Origin of the sequence: Actinotalea lenta (assembly GCF_030586465.1) — a bacterium.
Lineage (GTDB): Bacteria > Actinomycetota > Actinomycetes > Actinomycetales > Cellulomonadaceae > Actinotalea > Actinotalea lenta.
Window position 1 is genome coordinate 1,655,479 of the sequence record NZ_JAUQYP010000001.1, and the last position, 19,213, is coordinate 1,674,691.

At 73.0% G+C, this 19,213-nt stretch carries 24 protein-coding genes; 18 read left to right on the forward strand and 6 right to left on the reverse strand.

All coding sequences use genetic code 11. The annotated features are described in order from the left end of the window. The first annotated feature begins 169 nt into the window (after positions 1-169). The 10 genes from Q6348_RS07805 to Q6348_RS07850 all read left to right on the forward strand — a co-directional run bounded on the left by Q6348_RS07805 (position 170) and on the right by Q6348_RS07850 (position 10,122). Positions 170-1,243 (forward strand): ROK family transcriptional regulator, encoded by a 1,074-nt coding sequence (locus tag Q6348_RS07805; RefSeq protein WP_304600736.1) that lies wholly within the window; start codon positions 170-172, stop codon positions 1,241-1,243. Between the two features lie 85 nt (positions 1,244-1,328). Beyond that, positions 1,329-2,663 carry an extracellular solute-binding protein gene (locus Q6348_RS07810; RefSeq protein ID WP_304600737.1) on the forward strand — a complete coding sequence of 445 codons (1,335 nt, stop codon included), beginning with the start codon at positions 1,329-1,331 and terminating at the stop codon, positions 2,661-2,663. A 125-nt stretch (positions 2,664-2,788) separates the two neighbouring features. Next, a complete protein-coding gene (locus tag Q6348_RS07815; RefSeq protein WP_304600738.1) occupies positions 2,789-3,712 on the forward strand; it encodes a carbohydrate ABC transporter permease in 924 nt (307 codons plus the stop codon). Further along, complete coding sequence (locus tag Q6348_RS07820; RefSeq protein WP_304600739.1) at positions 3,709-4,638, forward strand: carbohydrate ABC transporter permease; 930 nt, start codon at positions 3,709-3,711, stop codon at positions 4,636-4,638. Before Q6348_RS07815 ends, Q6348_RS07820 begins: the two co-directional genes overlap by 4 nt. After that, entirely contained in the window at positions 4,635-5,603 is a 969-nt protein-coding gene (locus Q6348_RS07825) for an ROK family protein (RefSeq protein WP_304600740.1), read from the forward strand. Before Q6348_RS07820 ends, Q6348_RS07825 begins: the two co-directional genes overlap by 4 nt. Further along, positions 5,591-6,373 (forward strand): glucosamine-6-phosphate deaminase, encoded by a 783-nt coding sequence (gene nagB, locus Q6348_RS07830; protein ID WP_304600741.1) that lies wholly within the window; start codon positions 5,591-5,593, stop codon positions 6,371-6,373. The genes Q6348_RS07825 and nagB overlap by 13 nt, the downstream gene beginning before the upstream one ends. Positions 6,374-6,590: 217 nt before the next feature. Beyond that, entirely contained in the window at positions 6,591-7,511 is a 921-nt protein-coding gene (locus Q6348_RS07835; RefSeq protein ID WP_304600742.1) for a type IV toxin-antitoxin system AbiEi family antitoxin, read from the forward strand. Between the two features lie 131 nt (positions 7,512-7,642). Continuing rightward, positions 7,643-7,987: a DUF3039 domain-containing protein gene (locus tag Q6348_RS07840; RefSeq protein WP_304600743.1), complete on the forward strand. Its 345-nt coding sequence runs from the start codon at positions 7,643-7,645 to the stop codon at positions 7,985-7,987. Continuing rightward, positions 7,984-9,768, forward strand: coding sequence for a DEAD/DEAH box helicase (locus Q6348_RS07845; protein ID WP_304600744.1), 1,785 nt, complete (start codon positions 7,984-7,986; stop codon positions 9,766-9,768). Before Q6348_RS07840 ends, Q6348_RS07845 begins: the two co-directional genes overlap by 4 nt. Positions 9,769-9,966: 198 nt before the next feature. Continuing rightward, positions 9,967-10,122, forward strand: a complete 156-nt coding sequence (locus tag Q6348_RS07850; RefSeq protein WP_304600745.1) for a hypothetical protein — start codon at positions 9,967-9,969, stop codon at positions 10,120-10,122. A gap of 37 nt (positions 10,123-10,159) precedes the next feature. Here Q6348_RS07850 and Q6348_RS07855 read toward each other — a convergent pair whose 3' ends face one another. Further along, positions 10,160-11,473: a nicotinate phosphoribosyltransferase gene (locus Q6348_RS07855; RefSeq protein WP_304600746.1), complete on the reverse strand. Its 1,314-nt coding sequence runs from the start codon at positions 11,471-11,473 to the stop codon at positions 10,160-10,162. 92 nt (positions 11,474-11,565) lie between these two features. Here Q6348_RS07855 and clpS point away from each other — a divergent pair, with 92 nt between their 5' ends. The 6 genes from clpS (at position 11,566) to rdgB (ending at position 15,658) form a co-directional block, all read left to right on the forward strand. Then, complete coding sequence (gene clpS / locus Q6348_RS07860) at positions 11,566-11,850, forward strand: ATP-dependent Clp protease adapter ClpS (protein ID WP_304600747.1); 285 nt, start codon at positions 11,566-11,568, stop codon at positions 11,848-11,850. 2 nt (positions 11,851-11,852) lie between these two features. Then, positions 11,853-12,557, forward strand: coding sequence for a DUF2017 family protein (locus Q6348_RS07865; protein ID WP_304600748.1), 705 nt, complete (start codon positions 11,853-11,855; stop codon positions 12,555-12,557). Between the two features lie 24 nt (positions 12,558-12,581). Beyond that, a complete protein-coding gene (gene murI / locus Q6348_RS07870) occupies positions 12,582-13,400 on the forward strand; it encodes a glutamate racemase (RefSeq protein WP_304600749.1) in 819 nt (272 codons plus the stop codon). Beyond that, the gene (locus Q6348_RS07875; RefSeq protein WP_304600750.1) at positions 13,397-14,191 is read left to right on the forward strand and encodes an MBL fold metallo-hydrolase; all 795 of its coding nucleotides are present in this window, start codon (positions 13,397-13,399) and stop codon (positions 14,189-14,191) included. The genes murI and Q6348_RS07875 overlap by 4 nt, the downstream gene beginning before the upstream one ends. 64 nt (positions 14,192-14,255) lie before the next feature. Beyond that, positions 14,256-15,032, forward strand: coding sequence for a ribonuclease PH (rph, locus tag Q6348_RS07880; RefSeq protein ID WP_304600751.1), 777 nt, complete (start codon positions 14,256-14,258; stop codon positions 15,030-15,032). After that, positions 15,029-15,658 (forward strand): RdgB/HAM1 family non-canonical purine NTP pyrophosphatase, encoded by a 630-nt coding sequence (rdgB, locus tag Q6348_RS07885; RefSeq protein ID WP_304600752.1) that lies wholly within the window; start codon positions 15,029-15,031, stop codon positions 15,656-15,658. Before rph ends, rdgB begins: the two co-directional genes overlap by 4 nt. Positions 15,659-15,670: 12 nt before the next feature. Here rdgB and Q6348_RS07890 read toward each other — a convergent pair whose 3' ends face one another. Then, a complete protein-coding gene (locus Q6348_RS07890) occupies positions 15,671-16,204 on the reverse strand; it encodes an NUDIX hydrolase family protein (protein ID WP_304600753.1) in 534 nt (177 codons plus the stop codon). A gap of 159 nt (positions 16,205-16,363) precedes the next feature. On the opposite strand from Q6348_RS07890, the gene trxA reads away from it, so the two are divergent. Continuing rightward, the gene (gene trxA / locus Q6348_RS07895) at positions 16,364-16,756 is read left to right on the forward strand and encodes a thioredoxin (protein ID WP_304600754.1); all 393 of its coding nucleotides are present in this window, start codon (positions 16,364-16,366) and stop codon (positions 16,754-16,756) included. A gap of 52 nt (positions 16,757-16,808) precedes the next feature. Here trxA and fdxA read toward each other — a convergent pair whose 3' ends face one another. The 3 genes from fdxA to Q6348_RS07910 are packed head-to-tail and all read right to left on the reverse strand — an operon-like array spanning position 16,809 to position 17,873. Beyond that, on the reverse strand, positions 16,809-17,168 hold the full coding sequence (fdxA, locus tag Q6348_RS07900; RefSeq protein ID WP_304600755.1) for a ferredoxin: 360 nt from the start codon (positions 17,166-17,168) through the stop codon (positions 16,809-16,811). Further along, on the reverse strand, positions 17,165-17,524 hold the full coding sequence (locus tag Q6348_RS07905; RefSeq protein ID WP_304600756.1) for a Rieske (2Fe-2S) protein: 360 nt from the start codon (positions 17,522-17,524) through the stop codon (positions 17,165-17,167). Before Q6348_RS07905 ends, fdxA begins: the two co-directional genes overlap by 4 nt. Then, entirely contained in the window at positions 17,508-17,873 is a 366-nt protein-coding gene (locus tag Q6348_RS07910) for a DUF488 domain-containing protein (RefSeq protein ID WP_304600757.1), read from the reverse strand. Before Q6348_RS07910 ends, Q6348_RS07905 begins: the two co-directional genes overlap by 17 nt. Before the next feature lie 71 nt (positions 17,874-17,944). Between Q6348_RS07910 and Q6348_RS07915 the strand changes: the two genes are divergently transcribed. Further along, positions 17,945-18,634 (forward strand): helix-turn-helix transcriptional regulator, encoded by a 690-nt coding sequence (locus tag Q6348_RS07915; protein ID WP_304600758.1) that lies wholly within the window; start codon positions 17,945-17,947, stop codon positions 18,632-18,634. Here Q6348_RS07915 and Q6348_RS07920 read toward each other — a convergent pair. Further along, positions 18,611-19,207, reverse strand: coding sequence for a hypothetical protein (locus tag Q6348_RS07920; protein ID WP_304600759.1), 597 nt, complete (start codon positions 19,205-19,207; stop codon positions 18,611-18,613). The genes Q6348_RS07915 and Q6348_RS07920 overlap by 24 nt on opposite strands. Positions 19,208-19,213 lie beyond the last annotated feature (6 nt).

Below are 19,213 nucleotides of genomic sequence, written 5' to 3' on the forward strand. Positions count from 1 at the left end.
GGCGGTCGCCGGTGAGGCGACGACACGGCCATCAGGTCACGAATTGATCAACACGACGTCAGCCTCTTGACGCAGAGATTGTAAGGATAGTTCACTAACAAATGTGAAGACAGGGCTCCGGGCGCGGACGAAGGTGTTGCCGGAGGACGCGCGCGCCCATCACCGGTCGATGGTGCTGCAGCGGCTGTTCCACGACGGCCCGACCTCCCGAGCGGACCTCGCCCGAGCCACCGGACTGACCCGCGTCACCGTGTCGGACCTGGTCACAGCGTTGCTGGCCGAGGGTCTGGTCGCCGAGCTCGGCCCGTCGCAGACCGGCAGGGTGGGCAAGCCCGCGACCCTCGTCGGGCTACGTACGCGCGAGCACCAGGTCCTCGCCGTGGACCTCACTGACGACCTCGCCCTGCACGGAGCGGTGCTGGACCTCGAGGGCGAGATCGTCGCCCGCCGTTCGGCCCCCAGTGCGGGCCGAACGGGTGACGCGGCCGTCGACGCGGTCGCAGACCTGTGCCGCGAGCTGGTCGACGCGGCGACCCGGCCCGTGCTCGGGGTCGGCGTGGCGTCCCCGGGTGTGGTGGACGAGCAGGGCGTGGTCCTGCAGGCCCCGAACCGCGGCTGGGTCGACCTCCCGCTCGCCGCGCTCCTCAACGCCCAGCTCGACCTGCCCGTGCACGTGGCCAACGACGCCGATGCCGCCTGCCTGGGCGAGCTCACCTACGGCGGGGCGGATGGCGCCGGCGTGCTCGTGCTCACGGTCGGTCAGGGCGTCGGCGCCGGCATCGTGGTGGATGGCGCCCTGGTCCGCGGCACGGGGCACGCCGCCGGCGAGATCGGCCACGTCACCGCGCTGGACGAACGTGACGAGACCGACGACGCCCCGCTGGGCAGACCGCAGCGCTGCGCGTGCGGCCGCACCGGGTGCCTGGAGACCGTGCTCGCTGTGCCGGCGCTGCGGCGCCGGGTGGCCGAGGGCGACGCCGATGCCCTCGCGGCCGTCGGCAGGCGCCTGGGCATCGTGCTCGCGCCGGTCGTCAGCGCCCTGAACCTCGCCGAGGTGGTCCTGTCCGGGCCACCGGAGCTCCTGGACGGACCCCTGCGGCTCGCAGCCCGGGCGACGTTGCGGAGCCGGACCATGCCCGTCATCAGCGACGCACTGCAGCTTCGCATGACGGCCCTCGGGGAGGACGGGGCCCTGCGCGGCGCGGCCGTGCTGGTCCTGTCCGGTCAGCTCGGGGTCACATGACCCCGAGCCGACCGAACCAGCGTGTCGGAACGATCCCCGTGGCGGTGCCGCCAGCACCGTCGTCCCACCAGGAAGGAACCCCGACGTGAGAATCGTACGGAGTGCAGCTCTCGCCATCGCCGGAGTCATGGCCCTCGCGGCCTGCTCCTCCGGCTCGACCACGCCCGCGGCGTCGAGCGGCTCGGACGCCCCGGGCACCTCGGCGGCCCCGGAGGCGGCCGACATCACGCTCTGGGTCGCCGGTGGTGACACCCCCCAGGAGCTGCGTGACTACCTCATCACGACCTTCGCCGAGCAGAACCCCGGCTCGACGCTGACGATCGAGCAGCAGGACTGGGGCGACCTGGTCACCAAGCTCACCACCGCGCTGCCCGACCCGGCCAACACCCCCGACGTCGTCGAGGTCGGCAACACGCAGTCGCCCACGTTCACCACCATCGGCGCCTTCGCCGACATCACCGACATGTACGACGAGCTGGGCGGCAGCAAGCTGCTGCAGTCCTTCGTGGACGTCGGCAAGGTCGACGGCAAGAACTACGCGCTGCCGTACTACTTCGGCTCGCGCTACATGTTCTACCGCAAGGACATCTGGGACGCCGCGGGCCTGAGCGTGCCCACGACCCTGTCTGACTTCGCCGCGGACGTGAAGCAGCTGCGCACCGACACGATGTCCGGCTTCGCGATGGGCGGCCAGGACTGGCGCGACGGCATCTCCTGGGTGTTCGCCAACGGCGGTGAGCTCGCCACCCAGGACGGTGGCACCTGGACCTCCACGCTGTCCGACCCGAAGACCATCACGGGCTTGCAGCAGTGGCAGTCCATCTACCAGACCGCCTCCAACGTCCCCGCGACCGAGCGTGACGTGGCGTACTGGGACTTCCTCAACGACGGCACCGACGGCGCCGCGCCGGAGGCCGCGACCATCATGGCGCCGGGCTGGGCCCGCTGGTCGATCGGCGACCTGACCAAGAACGACGCGGGAGACGAGGTGCGTGACGGCATGGCCGACACCTCCAAGTTCGGCGTGTTCCCGCTGCCGGGCGTGGACGGCGGCGTCGCCCCGGTGTTCGCGGGTGGCTCCAACATCGCGATCTCGGCCACGTCGCAGCACCAGCAGCTGGCCCGCAACCTGCTGAAGATCATCTTCTCCCCGGAGTACCAGACGATGCTCGGCAAGCACGGGCTCGGCCCGGCCAACAGCGACTACGTCTCCTCGCTCGGCGACGACGTGTTCGCTAAGACCATGATCGAGACCGCTGCGGCCTCCAAGCTCACCCCGGCGGCGCCGGGCTGGGCGGCCGTCGAGGCGGCCTTCGTCTACGAGGACCTCTTCCAGAAGATCGCCGAGGGCGGTGACGTGACGGCTCTCGCCAAGCAGTACGACGAGAAGATCACGCCGATGCTCAACGGCCAGGGCTGACCTGGCACGGCCCGGTCCACCGGAGCGCCGGTGGACCGGGCCGCCCTGCCCGGAGCGTGCTCCGCTCCGCCGCCGACCGCCCGCGTCCGGGCCGCGCCCCTCACCGGGCACCGAGGAGGAGAGCCATGACCACCACGACGTCCGCGCCGCGGACGCGCCGCGGGCGCCGGGCGCGCCTGCCCTACGTGCTGCTGATACCCGCCGTCGCCGTCCTCGCGGTGGGCATGGGCTACCCCGTGTACTGGCAGATCACCACGAGCCTGCACACCTACGGCCTGGCCCAGCAGTTCGGCCAGCCCGCCCCGTTCGTCGGCCTGGCCAACTACACGCGGATCCTCGGCGACGAGCGGCTGTGGGCCGTGGTCGTGCGCTCGGTGCTGTTCTGCCTGGTCAACGCCTTCCTCACGGTCGGCATCGGGGTCGGTGTGGCACTGCTGATGCGAGCCGTGAACCGCATCGTGCGGGTCGTGCTCCAAGTCTCGATGCTGCTCGCGTGGGCCATGCCGATGGTCGCCGCGGTGACCGTGTGGAAGTGGCTGTTCGACTGGCGCACGGGCGTCGTCAACTGGCTGCTCGTCCAGCTCGGGGCGACCTCCTACGACCAGCACAACTGGTTCGCCCAGCCGCTGTCCTTCTTCTTCGTGGCGTCCGTGATCATCGTGTGGATGTCGGTGCCGTTCGTCGCGCTGTCGGTGTTCGCAGCGCTGACCCAGGTGCCCGACGAGGTGGTCGAGGCCGCCCGGATCGACGGCGCCGGGCCGGTCGCGACCTTCCGGTGGATCACCGTCCCGATGATCCGCCCGGTCCTGGCGATCGTGCTGCTGCTGCAGATCATCTGGGACCTGCGGGTGTTCGCCCAGATCCGCCTGCTGCAGGACTCTGGGGCGCCGGTCTCGGAGACCAACCTGCTGGGCAACTTCATCTTCGAGCTCGGCATCGGACGACAGGACTTCGCCTCCGCCGCCGCCGTCTCGATCCTCGTGCTCGCGCTCACGGTGCTCGTGTCCTGGCCGTACGTGCGCAGCCTGCTCAAGGAGGACCGCTCATGAGTGCCACCGTGCGCGTCCGCGCCGGCGCCGCCGCTCGGCCGGCAGCAGCCGACCGGCCGGACGCGACCGTGCGCTCGCGCCGCACCGGCGTGCGCCGACTCGCCGGCCGGGTGCTCGCAGGGCTCGTCGCCGTCGCCGTCTCCCTGGTCTGGGTGTTCCCGGTCTACTGGATGTTGCTGTCCGCGCTGACGCCGAACGCCCGGCTGCGGGCCATGCCACCGACGTTCTGGCCCAGCGCCGCGACCTGGTCCAACCTGCGCGACGTCATCACCGGAACCAGCTTCGCCACCGCGCTGCGGATGAGCCTGGCGGTCACCGGCCTGACCGTGCTCGTGGTGCTGGGGTTCGCGTTCCTCGCCGCGCTCGCGATCAGCCGGTTCCGGTTCCGGGGTCGCACAGCGTTCGTGCTGACCGTGCTCATCGTGCAGATGCTGCCCGCCGAGGGCCTGTTCATCGCGCAGTACAAGATGCTGTCCGCCACCGGTCTGCTGAACAGCGTCATCGGCATCTCCGTGCTCTACACCGCCGCGATCGTGCCGTTCACGATCTGGATGCTGCGGGGCTTCGTCGAGGGCGTGCCTGCCGACCTCGAGGAGGCCGCGATGATCGACGGCCTGTCCCGCACCCAGGCGTTCTGGCGGATCACGCTCCCGTTGCTGGCACCTGGCCTCGTGGCGTCCGGGGTGTACGCCTTCCTCCAGGCGTGGAACGAGTTCACGGTCGCCCTGGTCGCCCTGCCGGCGGAGTCGGCCCAGACCCTGCCGCTGTGGCTCCGCGGCTTCCTCGCCGCGAGCGCCAACAAGGGTGTGGACTGGGGGCAGGTGATGGCCGCCTCCACGCTGCTCGCCGTGCCCGTGATCATCTTCTTCCTCGTGGTGCAGTCCCGGATGACGTCCGGGCTGGTCTCCGGGGCGGTGAAGGGATGAGGGTCGGCGTCGACGTCGGCGGCACGAAGGTGCTCGGCGTCCTGATCGACGAGGCGGCCGGGGGCGCCCCGGTCGTGCTCGGGCGGATCCGGCTGGACTCGCTGCCCGGCGCTGCGGGCGTGACAGGGCAGGTGGTCGCGGCCGTGCAAGGGCTCTGCTCGTCGGCGGGTGTACCGGTGCACCAGCTGTCGGGGGTCGGCGTCGGGATCCCCGGCGTGGTGGACCCGGACCGCGGGACCGTCTCGCACGCGGTCAACCTCGGCCTGGTGGAGACGATCGACCTCGGCGGGATCCTCGCTGCCGAGCTGGGCGTCCCCGTCCGGCTGGAGAACGACCTGAACGCCGCGGCCGTCGGTGCGGCGGCCCTGCTCGGCCTCGCGCGGCGCGACCTCGTGCTGCTGGCACTGGGCACCGGGATGGCCGCCGGCCTGCTGCTGGACGGCCGGCTGCGCCGGGGTGCCGGAGGGGCGGCGGGCGAGATCGGGCACGTGACCTACCGTGCGGACGGTCCGTTGTGCGCGTGCGGGCAGCGCGGCTGCCTCGAGTCGTTCGCCTCGGGGCGGGCGCTCGAAGCCGCCTGGCTCGGCCGGCCGGCGGACGCCGCCGAGCGGCGCGAGGGCCCGGCCCCTGCGAAGGTGGTCGCAGCAGCGCAGGACGGCGAGCCGTGGGCGGTCGCCGTGCACGAGACGTTCGTCGACGCCGTCGCCACTGCGGTGCGCGTGCTGGTGCTGACCTGCGACCCGGAGCACGTCGTGCTGGGCGGAGGGGTGGCCGGCCTGGGTGAAGCGCTGCTCGGTCCGGTCCGTGAGGCGCTGGTGCGGCAGACCGAGGACTCCCCGTTCCTGAGGAGCCTGAGGATCCCGGAACGGCTCGCGCTGGTCCCACCGGGCTCCGAACCCGCCGCCGTGGGCGCAGCTCTCGCCGTGCCCCACCCCGAGCATCAGGAGGTGCTGTGGAGGTCGTGATCGACCGGTCCGAGACGCTGGCAGCGCTCGCTGCCGACGCCATCGAGGCCCTGGTGACCCGCAGGTCCGACGCCGTGCTGGGCCTGGCGACAGGCTCGACGCCGTCAGCCGTGTACGACGAGCTGGTGCGTCGGCACGCCGAGGAGGGGCTGTCCTTCGCCGGCGTGCGCGGTTTCCTGCTCGACGAGTACGTAGGCCTCCCCGAGGGCCACCCGGAGGCGTACCGCACGGTGATCGAACGTGAGCTCGTGTCCCGGCTGGACCTGCCCACCGAGTCCGTCCTCGGGCCGGACGGCCGCGCCGAGGACCTGGCCGCCGCCTGCACTGGGTACGAGCAGGCCATCGCCGACGCGGGCGGCATCGACCTGCAGATCCTCGGGATCGGCACCGACGGTCACGTCGCCTTCAACGAGCCGGGCTCGTCACTGGCGTCACGCACCCGGATCAAGACCCTCACGGAGCAGACCCGGCGGGACAACGCCCGGTTCTTCGACGACGAGGTCGACGCCGTCCCCCAGCACGTGCTCACCCAGGGGCTCGGCACCATCATGGCGGCGCGGCACCTGGTTCTGCTGGCGATGGGTCGGTCGAAGGCGGAGGCCGTGCACCAGCTGGTCGAGGGCCCGATCTCGGCCATGTGGCCCGCGACGATCCTGCAGATGCACCCGCATGTCACCGTCCTGGTCGACGGCGGCGCAGCGAGCCGCCTCCAGCTCGCCGCCTACTACCGCGAGACCTGGCAGTCCAAGCCCGACTGGCAGCCCCTCTAGCCCGACTCCCGACCCGCCCCCGCCCCGCTGTCCCACCCCCCGCCCCCGCCCGGCCCGGTGAGGGGTGCACGTGCAGGCCGGGGGTGTGCCTGGAGGTGCGCGTCTCGCCTGGCCGTGCGCCGCTCGGGCGGTGGGATGGACGTGTGGGCCGTGCCCCGCCCACAGGTCGGGGGTCCGGCGGCTCCGGGGAACGCGGCGGTGGTGGAGCGTCGAGCGCATGACGTCGACTCCACCTCCCGTCTTCGGGCCGCGTGTGATCGTGGCCACGGCCGAGCTCGCGGCAGCGCTGCGCCGCGCGACCGCGAGCGGGGCGCTCCTGAGGATCAGGCGTGGGGCATACGTGGACGCCGCCGAGGTCGGAGAGGGGTGGCAGGCAGCGGAGCAGCTCGCGCGTGCCCGGGCTGTCGCCGTGGTGCGCGCTGCGACCGCCCCGGTCTGGTTGAGCCACGAGTCCGCCGCACTCCTCTGGGCCCTGCCCCTGCTGCGTGTCCCGGCCGTGACGCATGTGGTTCAACGGCACCATCCCGGTTCCCGGCGCGATCGCGCCGTCCTTCGGCATCGCGTTGACCTTCCGCCGTCGCACCGGGCCGAGGTCGAAGGATTACCGGTCACAAGCCTCGAGCGCACCGCCCTGGACTGTGCCTGCTCGCTCCCGGGGCCCGCTGCCCTCGCCGCTGTCGATGGTGCTCTGCGTCGCGGCGCGGACACCGATGCGATGCGCGCGATCCTTGCCGACCGCGTGGGTGGTCGGGGTGTTGTGACTGCGCGGCGCACGTTGACCTGGGCCGACGCCCGCGCCGAGTCCCCGGGTGAGTCCGCGGCCCGGTGGGCCTGCCTCGCAGGCGGTCTTCCGGCGCCGGAGCTGCAGCACGCGATCCGGACCAGGATCGGGACCTTCTACGCGGACCTGGCCTGGCCGGACCTGCACGTGGTGGCTGAGTTCGACGGGGCGGTCAAGTACTCCGGCGCGTACGGCCCCGGAGGCCAGGTGCTCGTCGCGGAGAAGCGCCGGCAGGACGCCATCGAGGAAGCCGGCTGGGTTGTGATCCGCATCACGTGGGCCGATCTGAAGGACCTGGGCGAGCTCGCCGCACGGGTGCGGCGGGCGGCTCGTCGTGCGCCACGCGGCGCACGTTGACGGTGGTGCTCCCAGTCGAGCGCGGTGCCTGGAGGTGCGCCCGCCGGCTGCGTGTGCGCCTTTCGCGAGGGGGTGGGTCGAGCCGGGGTGCTGGGGGAGGGGTGGGGCTGGGGGACGTAGGATCGGGGGTCATGCGTGCGGTGACTCTGCGACCGGTTGACGGCCCTGGACTCGACGAGCCGGGGCGGCCCGACTCCCCGGGCGGCCCCGGGACGGGCACCGGCGTGCTCGAGCAGACCGAGACGGAGCAGGAGCTCGAACCCGGCGATCGGGAGCGCTTCGCCCACTACGTGCGCAAGGAGAAGATCCTCGAGTCGGCGGTGTCCGGCTCCCCGGTGATCGCACTGTGCGGGAAGGTCTGGGTGCCGGGCCGGGACCCGAGCAAGTTCCCGGTCTGCCCGGTGTGCAAGGAGATCTACGAGGGTCTGCGCGACCCTCAGGACGGCGAGGGCGGCGGCGGCGCCCCCGACGCGTGACCCGGCCGAGCCGCCACCACCACCAGGAACCGCTCGCCGCCTCGACTGCGGCTGCATCCCAGCTGCCCCCGGCCTTCCCGGCCCGGGCCGCTTGGGGCACCGCGGGGCGCCTGCGTGCGTGGCAGGCTGCAGCTCTCGAGGCCTACGCCGCCCGGTCCCCGCGCGACTTCCTGGCCGTGGCGACCCCCGGGGCGGGCAAGACGACGTTCGCGCTGCGCATCGCGACCGACCTCCTCGAGCGCAGCGTGGTGCGCCGCGTCACGGTGGTCGCCCCCACCGAGCACCTCAAGCGACAGTGGGCCGACGCTGCCGCCCGCGTGGGGATCCACCTGGACCCCAGCTTCCGCAACGCGCAGGGTCGGCACGGTGCACAGTTCGACGGGGTCGTGGTGACCTATGCCCAGGTGGCGATGAAGCCCGCGCTGCACGCGGCGCGGACCGCCGCTGGGCCCACGCTGGTGATCCTCGACGAGATCCATCACGCTGGTGACGCGCTGACCTGGGGTGACGGTGTCCGGGACGCGTTCGAGGGCGCGACGCGCCGGCTTGCGCTCACGGGGACGCCGTTCCGCAGCGACACCTCGGCCATCCCCTTCGTCACGTATGCCCCGGACGCGGACGGCATCCGCCGCTCGGTGGCCGACCACTCGTACGGCTACGGTGACGCGCTGCGCGACGGTGTCGTGCGCCCGGTGCTGTTCCTGTCCTACTCGGGGCGGATGCGCTGGCGGACGCGGGCGGGCGACGAGGTCTCGGCCGCGCTCGGCGAGGAGGGGCTGACCAAGGACCTCACGGCACAGGCCTGGCGCACCGCCCTGGACCCGGCGGGCGAGTGGATCCCCGCCGTGCTAGCCGCGGCCGACGTCCGGCTGTCCGAGGTCCGGCGCACGGTACCCGACGCCGGCGGCCTGGTGATCGCCTCGGACCAGGCCGATGCGCGCGCCTACGCCGCCCACCTGCGGCGCATCTCCGGCGAACCCGCCACGGTGGTGCTGTCGGACGACGACGGCGCCTCGGCCCGGATCGAGGAGTTCGCGCAGACCGATGCGCGGTGGATGGTCGCGGTCCGGATGGTCTCCGAGGGCGTCGACGTCCCCCGCCTCTCGGTGGGCGTGTATGCGACGTCCACCGCGACGCCGCTGTTCTTCGCCCAGGCCGTGGGCCGGTTCGTCCGGGCGCGCCGACGCGGTGAGACGGCGTCCGTGTTCTTGCCGAGCGTCCCGCAGCTGCTCGAGCTGGCTGCGACGCTGGAGGCGGAGCGCGACCACGCCCTGGACCGGGCCACCGACGAGGACCCCGAGCTCCTGCTCGCCGCGGCCGAGCGAGAGGAGCAGGCCTCCGACACGCTCGTCGACGACGGTGAGCAGGGCACCTTCGAGGCGCTGGAAGCCCAGGCGAGCTTCGACCGGCTGCTGTTCGACGGCGGCGAGTTCGGCGGTGGTGCGGACGCCGGGTCGGACGAGGAGGCGGACTTCCTCGGCCTGCCGGGGCTGCTCGAACCGGACCAGGTCGCGATGCTGCTGCGTCAGCGTCGCGCCGAGCGCGTCGCGGGCGCACCCCAGCAGCGCGCCCCGCAGGTCGACCACCGGCGACTCGCGGAGCTGCGCAAGGAGCTCAACGCGCTGGTGGGGGCGTGGGCGCGACGCAGCGGCCAGGCGCACGGGTCGGTGCACACCGAGCTGCGCCGGCGCTGCGGCGGTCCCGAGGTCGCGCTGGCGTCCGCCGAGCAGCTGGAGGCGCGCACCACGATGGTCCGTGACTGGTTCGTCGGGCGACGCTGACCGTGCCCGTCATCGCTGGTCAGGGCCGGACGCATAGCACCGATCACGGACCGGTGCCCGACGTGCGAGCCTTCGGCAGCGGTGTCACTGTCGAGGAGTCACTGTCCAACGGGTAGGTAGACCCACCCACGACCGTCGGTGCGGCTCGCCTTGTCCGGGCGAGGTCCCGCACCCGGCCGACCACCGGAAGGAACCACCATGCCCAGCTGGCTGCTCATCCTCATCGTCGGAATCGTCCTGCTCGTGCTCGGCATCGCCATCTCGGCCGCCAAGCTGCTGATCTGGATCGGCATCGCCGTGCTCGTCATCAGCGTGATCATGGGAATCGTCGGACGAGGTCGGGCGGGCGTCTAGCCCCGCCCCGACCGCGCTGCGGGGCTCCGTCGCGGGCTCAGAGCGTGACACGCACCGTCGGGATCGCCGGGTCGTCGGCGGACAACCGCAGCGCGGTCACGGGCAGCTCCGCGCACGAGTCGGCGTGCCGGCGGGTGGCGCGCTCGACGCCGTCCGCCCCGGTCCACCCGGGCACCAGCCGACCGTCCTGCACGAACACCTCGTGCAGGGGCCGCATGTCGGGCTCGGGCCGCCACGCGAGCACGGCCGGGTCGGTGCCGCCCACCACGACCTCCTCGGCGGCCTCGCCCGCCACGACCCGGCGCGCCGACGTCTTGCGGCCCAGGTGCCCGGACTTGGCGGCGGAGGTCTTGGCCACCGCCTGCATCGCCCCGGACCGGTCCTCGCGAGCGACGAGCTTGTAGACCATCCCGCACGTGGGCGCGCCGGACCCGGTCACCACCGACGTCCCGACGCCGTAGGAGTCTACGGGCGCCGCGGCCAGGGCGGCGATGGCGTGCTCGTCGAGGTCGGAGCTCACGACGATCTTCGTGCCGGTGGCGCCCAGCGAGTCGAGCTGTTCGCGGACGGCACGCGCCTGGGAGGGTAGGTCCCCGGAGTCCAGGCGCACGGCACCCAGGCCGGTGCCGGCCGCCCGGACCGCACGTTCCACGCCCCTGCGGACGTCGTAGGTGTCGACCAGGAGCGTCGTGCCAGGCCCCATGGCGGCGACCTGGGAGGCGAAGGCCGCCTCCTCGTCGTCGTGCAGCAGGGTGAAGGCGTGCGCCGCGGTGCCGATGGTCCGCAGGCCGTACCGGCGGCCGGCCTCCAGGTTCGAGGTGCCGGCGAACCCGGCGACCACGGCGGCGCGCGCCGCCGCCACGGCTGCCTCCTCGTGCGCGCGCCGGCTCCCCATCTCCAGGCACGGCCGGTCGCCGGCCGCCGACGTCATGCGGGACGCCGCGGAGGCCACCGCGGAGTCGTGGTTGAGCACCGAGAGCACCACGGTCTCCAGGAGCACGGCCTCGGCGAACGTGGACTCGACCTGGAGCAGCGGCGAGCCCGGGAAGAACACCTCCCCCTCGGCGTACCCGCTGATCGATCCCGTGAACCGGTACTGGGCCAGGTAGTCCAGGGTGGCGTCGTCGACCACGCGCTGCGCGGCCAGCCAGTCCAGCTCGGCGGGGGCGAAGCGGAACCCCTCCACGGCCTCGAGCACCCGGCCGGTGCCGGCGACCACGCCGTAGCGCCGGCCCGGGGGCAGGTGGCGGGTGAAGACCTCGAACACGCTGCGGCGGTGCGCGGTGCCGTCGGCGAGGGCGGCCTGCAGCATGGTCAGCTCGTAGCGGTCGGTGAGCAGCGCCGTGGTCATGGCCCCACCGTAGGGCCCGTCGGCGATCACGACCGGGTCTCGGCTTCCGCCTCGGGCTGCCGTGCCGCGACCATCGCTCCTACGATGGGTGGGTGAGCCGGTCCTTCCAGGTCGAACCGATCGAGGAGACCGTGTCCCAGCGTGGCGACTCCTGGTGCACGGTCGTGTGGAACGACCCCGTGAACCTGATGACCTACGTCACGTACGTGTTCCGCAGCTACTTCGGCTATCCGGCTGACCGGGCGGAGCGCCTGATGCGCGAGGTGCACGAGCTGGGCCGGGCGACCGTGTCGCGCGGGCTGCGGGAGCAGATGGAGGTCGACGTCCAGGCCATGCACGGCTTCGGGCTGTGGGCCACCGTGCAGCCGGTGGAGTGACGGTGCTCGGCTTCCGACGCGACGGGGACGCCTTCGTCGCCCGGCTGCGGCCGTCCGAGCGGCCGGTGCTGCTCGACGTCGTGGACGGCGTCGTGGACCTGTTCGGCGAGGTCGCGGCGCCGGGGGACGACCTGGACCCCTTCGCGCGGCTGACGTTCACCGCGGACGAGGTCCCGGTGCCCGCCGATCCCGCGTTGCACAGGCTCCTGCCGGACGCCTCACCCGACCCCGGCCTGGCGGGGGAGCTGCGCCGCCTCACCGAGGGCGACCTGAGGGTGGCGAAGGTGGCGAAGCTGCGGCGCCTGCGGGCGGCGCTCCAGCAGGCCGAGCCGGACATCGTCGTGGTTCCCAGCGAGGCGGCGGACGTCGCCGCTGCGCTCACCGATGTGCGGCTGGTGCTCGCGTCACGACTCGGCCTGGAGACCGATGAGCAGGCCGAGGAGGTCTACGCGCTGGCTGCGGCCACGACGTCGCCGGCCGACGACGAGGCTGCCACCCGCAGGTTCCTGGCGGCCGTCTACTCCGTGCTGACCGAGCTCCAGGAGAGCCTGCTGACGTTGCTGATCGCGGACCTGCCGCCGGATCCCGGTGAGCCGGCTCCGCCGGGTGACGAGTCCGGTCCGCAGGGCAGCCCGGCCGACCCGCCGGCGGACCCGCCGGCCGACCCGCCGGACGACCCGCCGCGCAGCGGGCGGCACCGTCGCTGAGCCCTGCCGGTTAGGCTGCGCCCCGTGAACGACGCGCCCATCGGTATCTTCGACTCCGGGGTCGGCGGTCTCACCGTCGCGCGTGCCGTGCTCGACCAGCTACCGCACGAGTCGGTGCTCTACATCGGCGACACCGCCAACGGCCCGTACGGGCCCAAGCCGCTGGCCGCGGTGCGCGCCCACGCGCTCGAGGTGATGGACGACCTGGTCGATGCCGGCGTGAAGATGCTGGTCATCGCGTGCAACAGCGCGTCCGCCGCGGTGCTGCGCGACGCGCGCGAGCGGTACACCCAGCGGCGTGGCCTGCCGGTGGTCGAGGTGATCCTCCCCGCCGCGCGCCGGGCAGCGGCGGCGACCCGGAACGGCAGGGTCGGCGTGATCGGGACGAGGGCGACGGTCGAGTCTCGCGCGTACGACGACGCGTTCGCCGTCGCCGCCGGGCTCGAGCTCACCTCGCAGGCGTGCCCGCAGTTCGTCGAGCTCGTCGAGGCGGGGGAGACGTCCGGTCCCGAGGTGCTGGAGATCGCGCGACGGTCCCTCGCACCGGTGGTCGCCGCCGGCGTCGACACGCTCGTGCTGGGCTGCACGCACTACCCGCTGCTGACGGGCGTGATCTCCTACGTGATGGGCGACGGCGTGACGCTGGTGTCCTCGGCCGAGGAGACGGCCAAGGACGTGTACCGGACGCTCGTGGCGCACGGGCTCGAACGAGACCCGTCGCTGGGGCCGCCGAGCCACCGGTTCCTGGCCACCGGGGACGCGGCGTCGTTCACGACGTTGGCGCAGCGGTTCCTGGGTCCCGAGGTGACCGCCGTGGAGCCCGCCTCGGAGCTGCGCCGATGAGGCTCGTGGTCGTGGGGTGCGCGGGGTCGTTCCCGAGCGCGGAGTCCGCGGCGTCGTGCTACCTGGTCCAGGCGGACGATGCGACAGGGCGTACCTGGAACGTCGTGCTCGACCTGGGCAGCGGGGCGATCGGCCCGCTGCAGAGGTTGCTGGACCCGGCCGACGTCGACGTCGTGGCGCTGAGCCACCTGCACCCGGACCACATGTCCGACGTGTGCGGGCTGTACGTGTACCTGCGCTACCGGCCGGACCGTGCCGTCGGCGAGGCGCCGATGCCGCTGTACGGGCCGTTCGGCACCGCGTCGCGGGTGGCCGACGCCTACGGCCTCGAGCCCGGTGAGGACATGTCGGGGGAGCTGGCGGTGCACACCTGGCAGGCGGACCGCAGCGTGCGGGTGGGCCCGATGCGGCTCACGCCGGTGCCGGTGAACCACCCGGTCCCGGCGTACGGGATCCGGGTGGAAGGCCCGTCCGAGGCCGACCCGTCCGCGACGGTCACGCTCGCCTACACCGGTGACACGGACGCCTGCGTCGGCCTGGACGAGCTCGCCACCGGCGCGGACCTCCTGCTCGCGGAGGCGGCGTTCGTGGAGGGCCGCGAGGATGCCGTGCGGAACATCCACCTCACGGGCCGGCGGGCCGGAGAGGCCGCGGCCCGCGGCGGGTCGGCCGCGTTGATGCTCACGCACATCCCCGCGTGGAACCCGCCGCAGGTCGCCGCGGTGGAGGCTGCTGGGGTGTTCACCGGTCCGATCACCACGGCGGCCCCCGGGATGGTCGTCGAGCTCTAGCCGACCGCCGGACCCTGGGCCCGCCCGTGCGAGGGCGTCGGCGCGCTGCCGTAGGGTGCGGCCCATGACGGACACCCCAGCCACTGCCTCCCGCCCCGACGGCCGCCGCGCCGACGAGCTGCGCCCCGTGCGCCTGAGCCGCGGCTGGCTCGACGAGGCCGAGGGCAGCGTCCTGGTCGAGTTCGGACGCACCCGTGTGCTGTGCGCGGCGTCGTTCACGCAGGGCGTGCCGCGCTGGCGCAAGGGCTCGGGTCAGGGCTGGGTGACCGCGGAGTACGCGATGCTGCCGCGCGCCACGTCGACCCGCTCGGACCGGGAGTCGGTCAGGGGCCGGATCGGTGGCCGCACGCACGAGATCTCCCGCCTCATCGGCCGGTCGCTGCGCGCGATCATCGACGTCGGCGCGCTGGGGGAGAACACCATCGTGCTGGACTGCGACGTGCTGCAGGCCGACGGCGGTACCCGAACCGCTGCGATCACCGGCGCGTACGTCGCGTTGGCGGACGCCATCACCTGGGGCCGCGCCAACGGCGCCGTGCCGAAGGACGCCCCGGTGCTGACGGACTCGGTGGCCGCGGTGAGCGTGGGCATCGTCGATGGCGTCCCGGTCCTGGACCTGCCGTACGTCGAGGACGTCCGGGCGGAGACGGACATGAACGTCGTCGTCACGGGCTCGGGTGGGTTCGTGGAGGTGCAGGGCACCGCGGAGCGCACCCCGTTCGACCGGGCCGAGCTCGACACCTTGCTGGACCTCGCGCTGGGTGGCACCGCCACCCTCGCGCGGCTGCAGGCCGAGGCGCTGGCCGCGGAGCCCAGCGGTCCTGCGGCGGGCGGCCTGTGAGCGCCGGGCCACGCCTGGTCCTGGCGACGCACAACGCGCACAAGGTCGGCGAGCTGCGCGCGATCCTCACCGCGGCGGGCATCGACGCCGAGGGCGTGGTCGGTGCAGCCGACGTCGGGGCTGAGCCCCCGGTGGAGGACGGGGTCACGTTCGCGGAGAACGCGCTGCTCAAGGCCCGGGCGCTGGCCGCCCACACGGGCCTGCCCGCGGTGGCCGACGACTCCGGCCTGGCAGTGGACGTGCTGGGCGGTGCGCCGGGGATCTTCTCCGCGCGCTGGGCCGGCCGGCACGGCGACGACGCGGCCAACCTGGCGCTCCTCCTCGACCAGCTCGCCGACGTGCCGGCCGCGCATCGCGGGGCGCAGTTCGTGTGCGCCGCCGCACTGGTCACGCCCGACGGCCGGGAACAGGTCGAGACGGGGGTGCTCCGGGGGCGCCTGACCACGGCACCACGAGGATCGGGTGGCTTCGGCTACGACCCGGTGCTCGAGCCGGATCGCCAACCCGCCCGGGCGGACCGGGTGCTCACGTGCGCGGAGCTGACACCCGAGGAGAAGAACGCCATCTCGCACCGGGGCCAGGCGTTCCGGGCCCTCGCACCCGCGATCGCCGACCTGCTCGGTTGAGGTCCCGCCCCGTCAGGGCAGCCGGCCGACGTGCGCCATGGCCTGCCGCAGCAGGTAGCCGTGGCCGCCGCTCATCTCGAGCTGCACCTCGTCACCGCAGGCCTCCTCGGGCGTGATCCACGCAAGGTCGATCGCGTCCTGCTGCGGCTGGCAGTCACCGGCCACGGGCACCACGTAGGCCAGGGAGACCGCGTGCTGCCGCGGGTCGTGGTACGGCGTCACGCCCGGGGTCGGCAGGTACTCGGCGACCGTGAACGGCTGCGGGCTGGACGGCACCTGGGGCAGCGCGACGGGCCCGAGGTCCTTCTCGATGTGGCGCAGCAGGGCATCGCGCACCCGCTCGTGGTAGAGCACCCGCCCGGAGACCAGGGCGCGCGTCATGCGGCCGTCGACCATCCGCAGGAGCAGGCCCACGGCCACCACGTCACCACTGTCGTCCACGCGCACCGGGACCGCGTCGACGTAGACGATGGGGAGCTGGCGGCGAACCGCTGCGAGGGTGGCGTCGTCCAGCCAGCCCTCGGGTCGCCAGTCGGCGGTGGTCATGGCCCCGAGCCTAGGCGGACGCGGCACCGACTCGCGCGCGGGCCGCGCGCCTGCGACGGTTGCCGCGGCCCGGCTGATACCCCGGTGGGAATACCGTGCGGATGTCGTCGTTGACGTCCGTATGCGTTCGGATGGTTCGCACCCGACGGAAGGACTTCGATGCCCACCACGCAGCTGACCGAGCAGACGTTCGAGGAGATCGTCACGAGCAACGACATCGTGCTCGTGGACTTCTGGGCCGACTGGTGCGGCCCCTGCAAGATGTTCGCACCCGTCTTCGAGGCGTCGTCCGAGGAGCACCCGGACATCGTGCACGGCAAGGTCGACACCGAGGCCGAGCAGGGCCTCGCGCAGGCCGCGGGGATCTCCTCCATCCCGACCCTGATGGCGTTCCGCGAGGGCATCCTGGTGTTCGCCCAGCCCGGCGCGCTGCCCCGGGAGTCCCTGGAGAAGGTCGTCCAGGCGGTCAAGGGCCTCGACATGGACGACGTCCGCCGCCAGGTCGCCGAGCACCGCGCCGCTCAGGAGCAGGAGGCCGGCCCGCAGGCCTGAGGGGCCTGCGTCGCCGCACGGTGCGCACGTCCACGGTGACCGCGGGCAGCCGTCACTCGGTGTGGACGTGTCCGGGGATGACGGGGTGCCCAGCCACGAGCGGGGTGTCGGCGGCCACGACCCCCACCTTCGCCGCGCCACCCGGCGACCCGAGGGGTTCGGCGAAGCCAGGCAGCGGCTCGGTGAAGAACGTGGCGTTGTCCTGGAGGTAGGGCGTGAGGGCCGACGGGAGGTCGTCCTCGTAGTAGATGGCCTCGACGGGGCAGACCGGCTCGCACGCGCCGCAGTCGACACACTCGTCGGGGTGGATGTACAGCGAGCGCTCACCCTCGTAGATGCAGTCCACCGGACACTCGTCCACGCACGCCCGGTCCTTGACGTCGATGCACGGGGCTCCGATCACGTAGGTCATGGCACGTCCTTCCTGGGCGCCGCGGTGCCGTGAGGCATGCCCACGTACACCTGGCCCGCCTCCGTGCGCACCGGGAACGTCCGCACGTCCTTCACCGCTGGTGGCCCGAGCACCTTTCCCGTGGCCAGGTCGAAGCGTGACCCGTGCAGGTAGCACTCGATCGCGCCGTCCTCGACCTCGCCGGCCGACAACGGGACGTCCTGGTGGCTGCATCGGTCGATGAGCGCATAGACCTGGTCGCCGCTCCGCGCCAGGCAGACGGGCACTCCGGCGCAGGTGGCCGCGACCGCGCCACCCTCCTCGATGTCGTCGAGCGCGGCGCCTCGGACCCAGCTCACGTCATCGGGGAGCGTCACGGTGCTCCTGCCTCGCGCGGAGGTAGTCGCGCAGAGCGACGGCATTGTTGTGCTCCCGGTCACGCGAGCTGTAGAGCAGCGTGAGATCGTCCTCGGTGAGCAGGGGGGTCACGGCATCGGGGTGGCGGTCGAGCTCGTCGAAGTACCGTCGTCGGAACTCCGCCCAGCGCGCCGGATCGTGCCCGAACCATCGGCGCAGGTCACTGCTCGGTGCCGCCTCCTTGGCCCAGCCGTCGATCTGGAGAGTGTCCCGACCGACGCCCCGGGGCCACAGGCGCTCGACGAGGAACCTGCGACCCGCGACGGGATCGTCGTGGTCGTACACGCGCGACAGGCGGATCGATCCCATGGCCCTCCTCGCTGCTGCGACGACGCTAGCCTGTTTACCGGAACACATTCCTTTCATCAACTGGATCACCCATGGCTGACGCGACCGCACCTCTCACCGACCCCACGCGTGCGCTCGGCAGGACGCGCGCGAGAGTCCTCGGAGTGCTCCGTGACGCGGAAGCCCCCCAGACCGCCGATCAGGTGGCTGCGGCGACCGGGCTGCACGTCAGCACCGCCAGGTTCCACCTCGACCACCTCGTCGCGGACGAGCTCGCGTCACGACAGGTCGAGAGGCGTGCGACGCCCGGCCGTCGCCGTGTCCTCTATGCGGCGTCGGCCACCGGGGTCCGCAGCTACGGCCTCTTGTCCGAGGTGCTCTCGGGGGTGGTCGGGTCCTTGGTGCGCACGGGAGGTGAGCCCGACTCCCTGCGGCAGGCGGGGACGGAGTGGGGCGGCCGCCTCGTCGAGCGGGCGACCCCGTCGCCGCACCCCTCCGACGGCGACGACATCCGCCGGCTGACCACGATGCTCGCGGAGATCGGCTTCGCGCCCAGGGTGGACGAGGAGGTCGACCTGCTGACGGTCGCGCTCCGGCAGTGCCCCTTCCGCGAAGTCGCCGCTGCCCACCCCGACGTGGTCTGCGAGCTCCACCATGGCTTGATCGACGGCGCACTCAGCCGGCTCGGGTCCACCTGGCGGGCGACATCGCTTCACCCGTGGGTCGGCCCGTCCCGGTGCGTCGCGACGCTCCAGCGCCTAGCTGATGACGATCGGCAGTGACACGGTGGCGCACTGGTCGCCGCCGCCCGTGCGCGTGACAGTGGTCGTGCCGAGGCCCTCGCCGGGGAACCACGCGGCCAGCACTGCGTCCACGGCTGCGCTCATGCTGGTGCCGGGCTCACCGGTGACTGGTGCGAGCGTCGCCATGGTCCCGTCGGTGCCGCAGCGCACCGTGGGTGTTGTGCTTCCGTCGGGAGATCGGTCACCGGTCGGCAGATCCGGGCAGGGCTTCTCCTGGGTCTCGCCAACGGTTGGTCGCTGCATCTGCTCGCGCGCCGCGTCCTGCTTGGCGACGGCAGCGTCGGCAGCGCGACGCTCGGCGGGGCTGGCGACGTCGATGCCGGTCACGTTGATCGTGACGTCGGCGTCCAGGTCGGCCAGTGCGGCGAGCTGCTCATCGGTGGCGGTCCGCAGGTCGACGTCGACGCTGCGCGCGTGCACACGTTCGGCACGCTGGGCTGCCTGCCCGCCTGTCCCATCCGGCGACGTGGGCGCTGCTCCCGCTGTGGGGGCTGCGACCAGGGCGCCAAGACCGAAGGCCAGGGCGAGCACCGTCAGGTGCTTCCTTCTCACGACCTT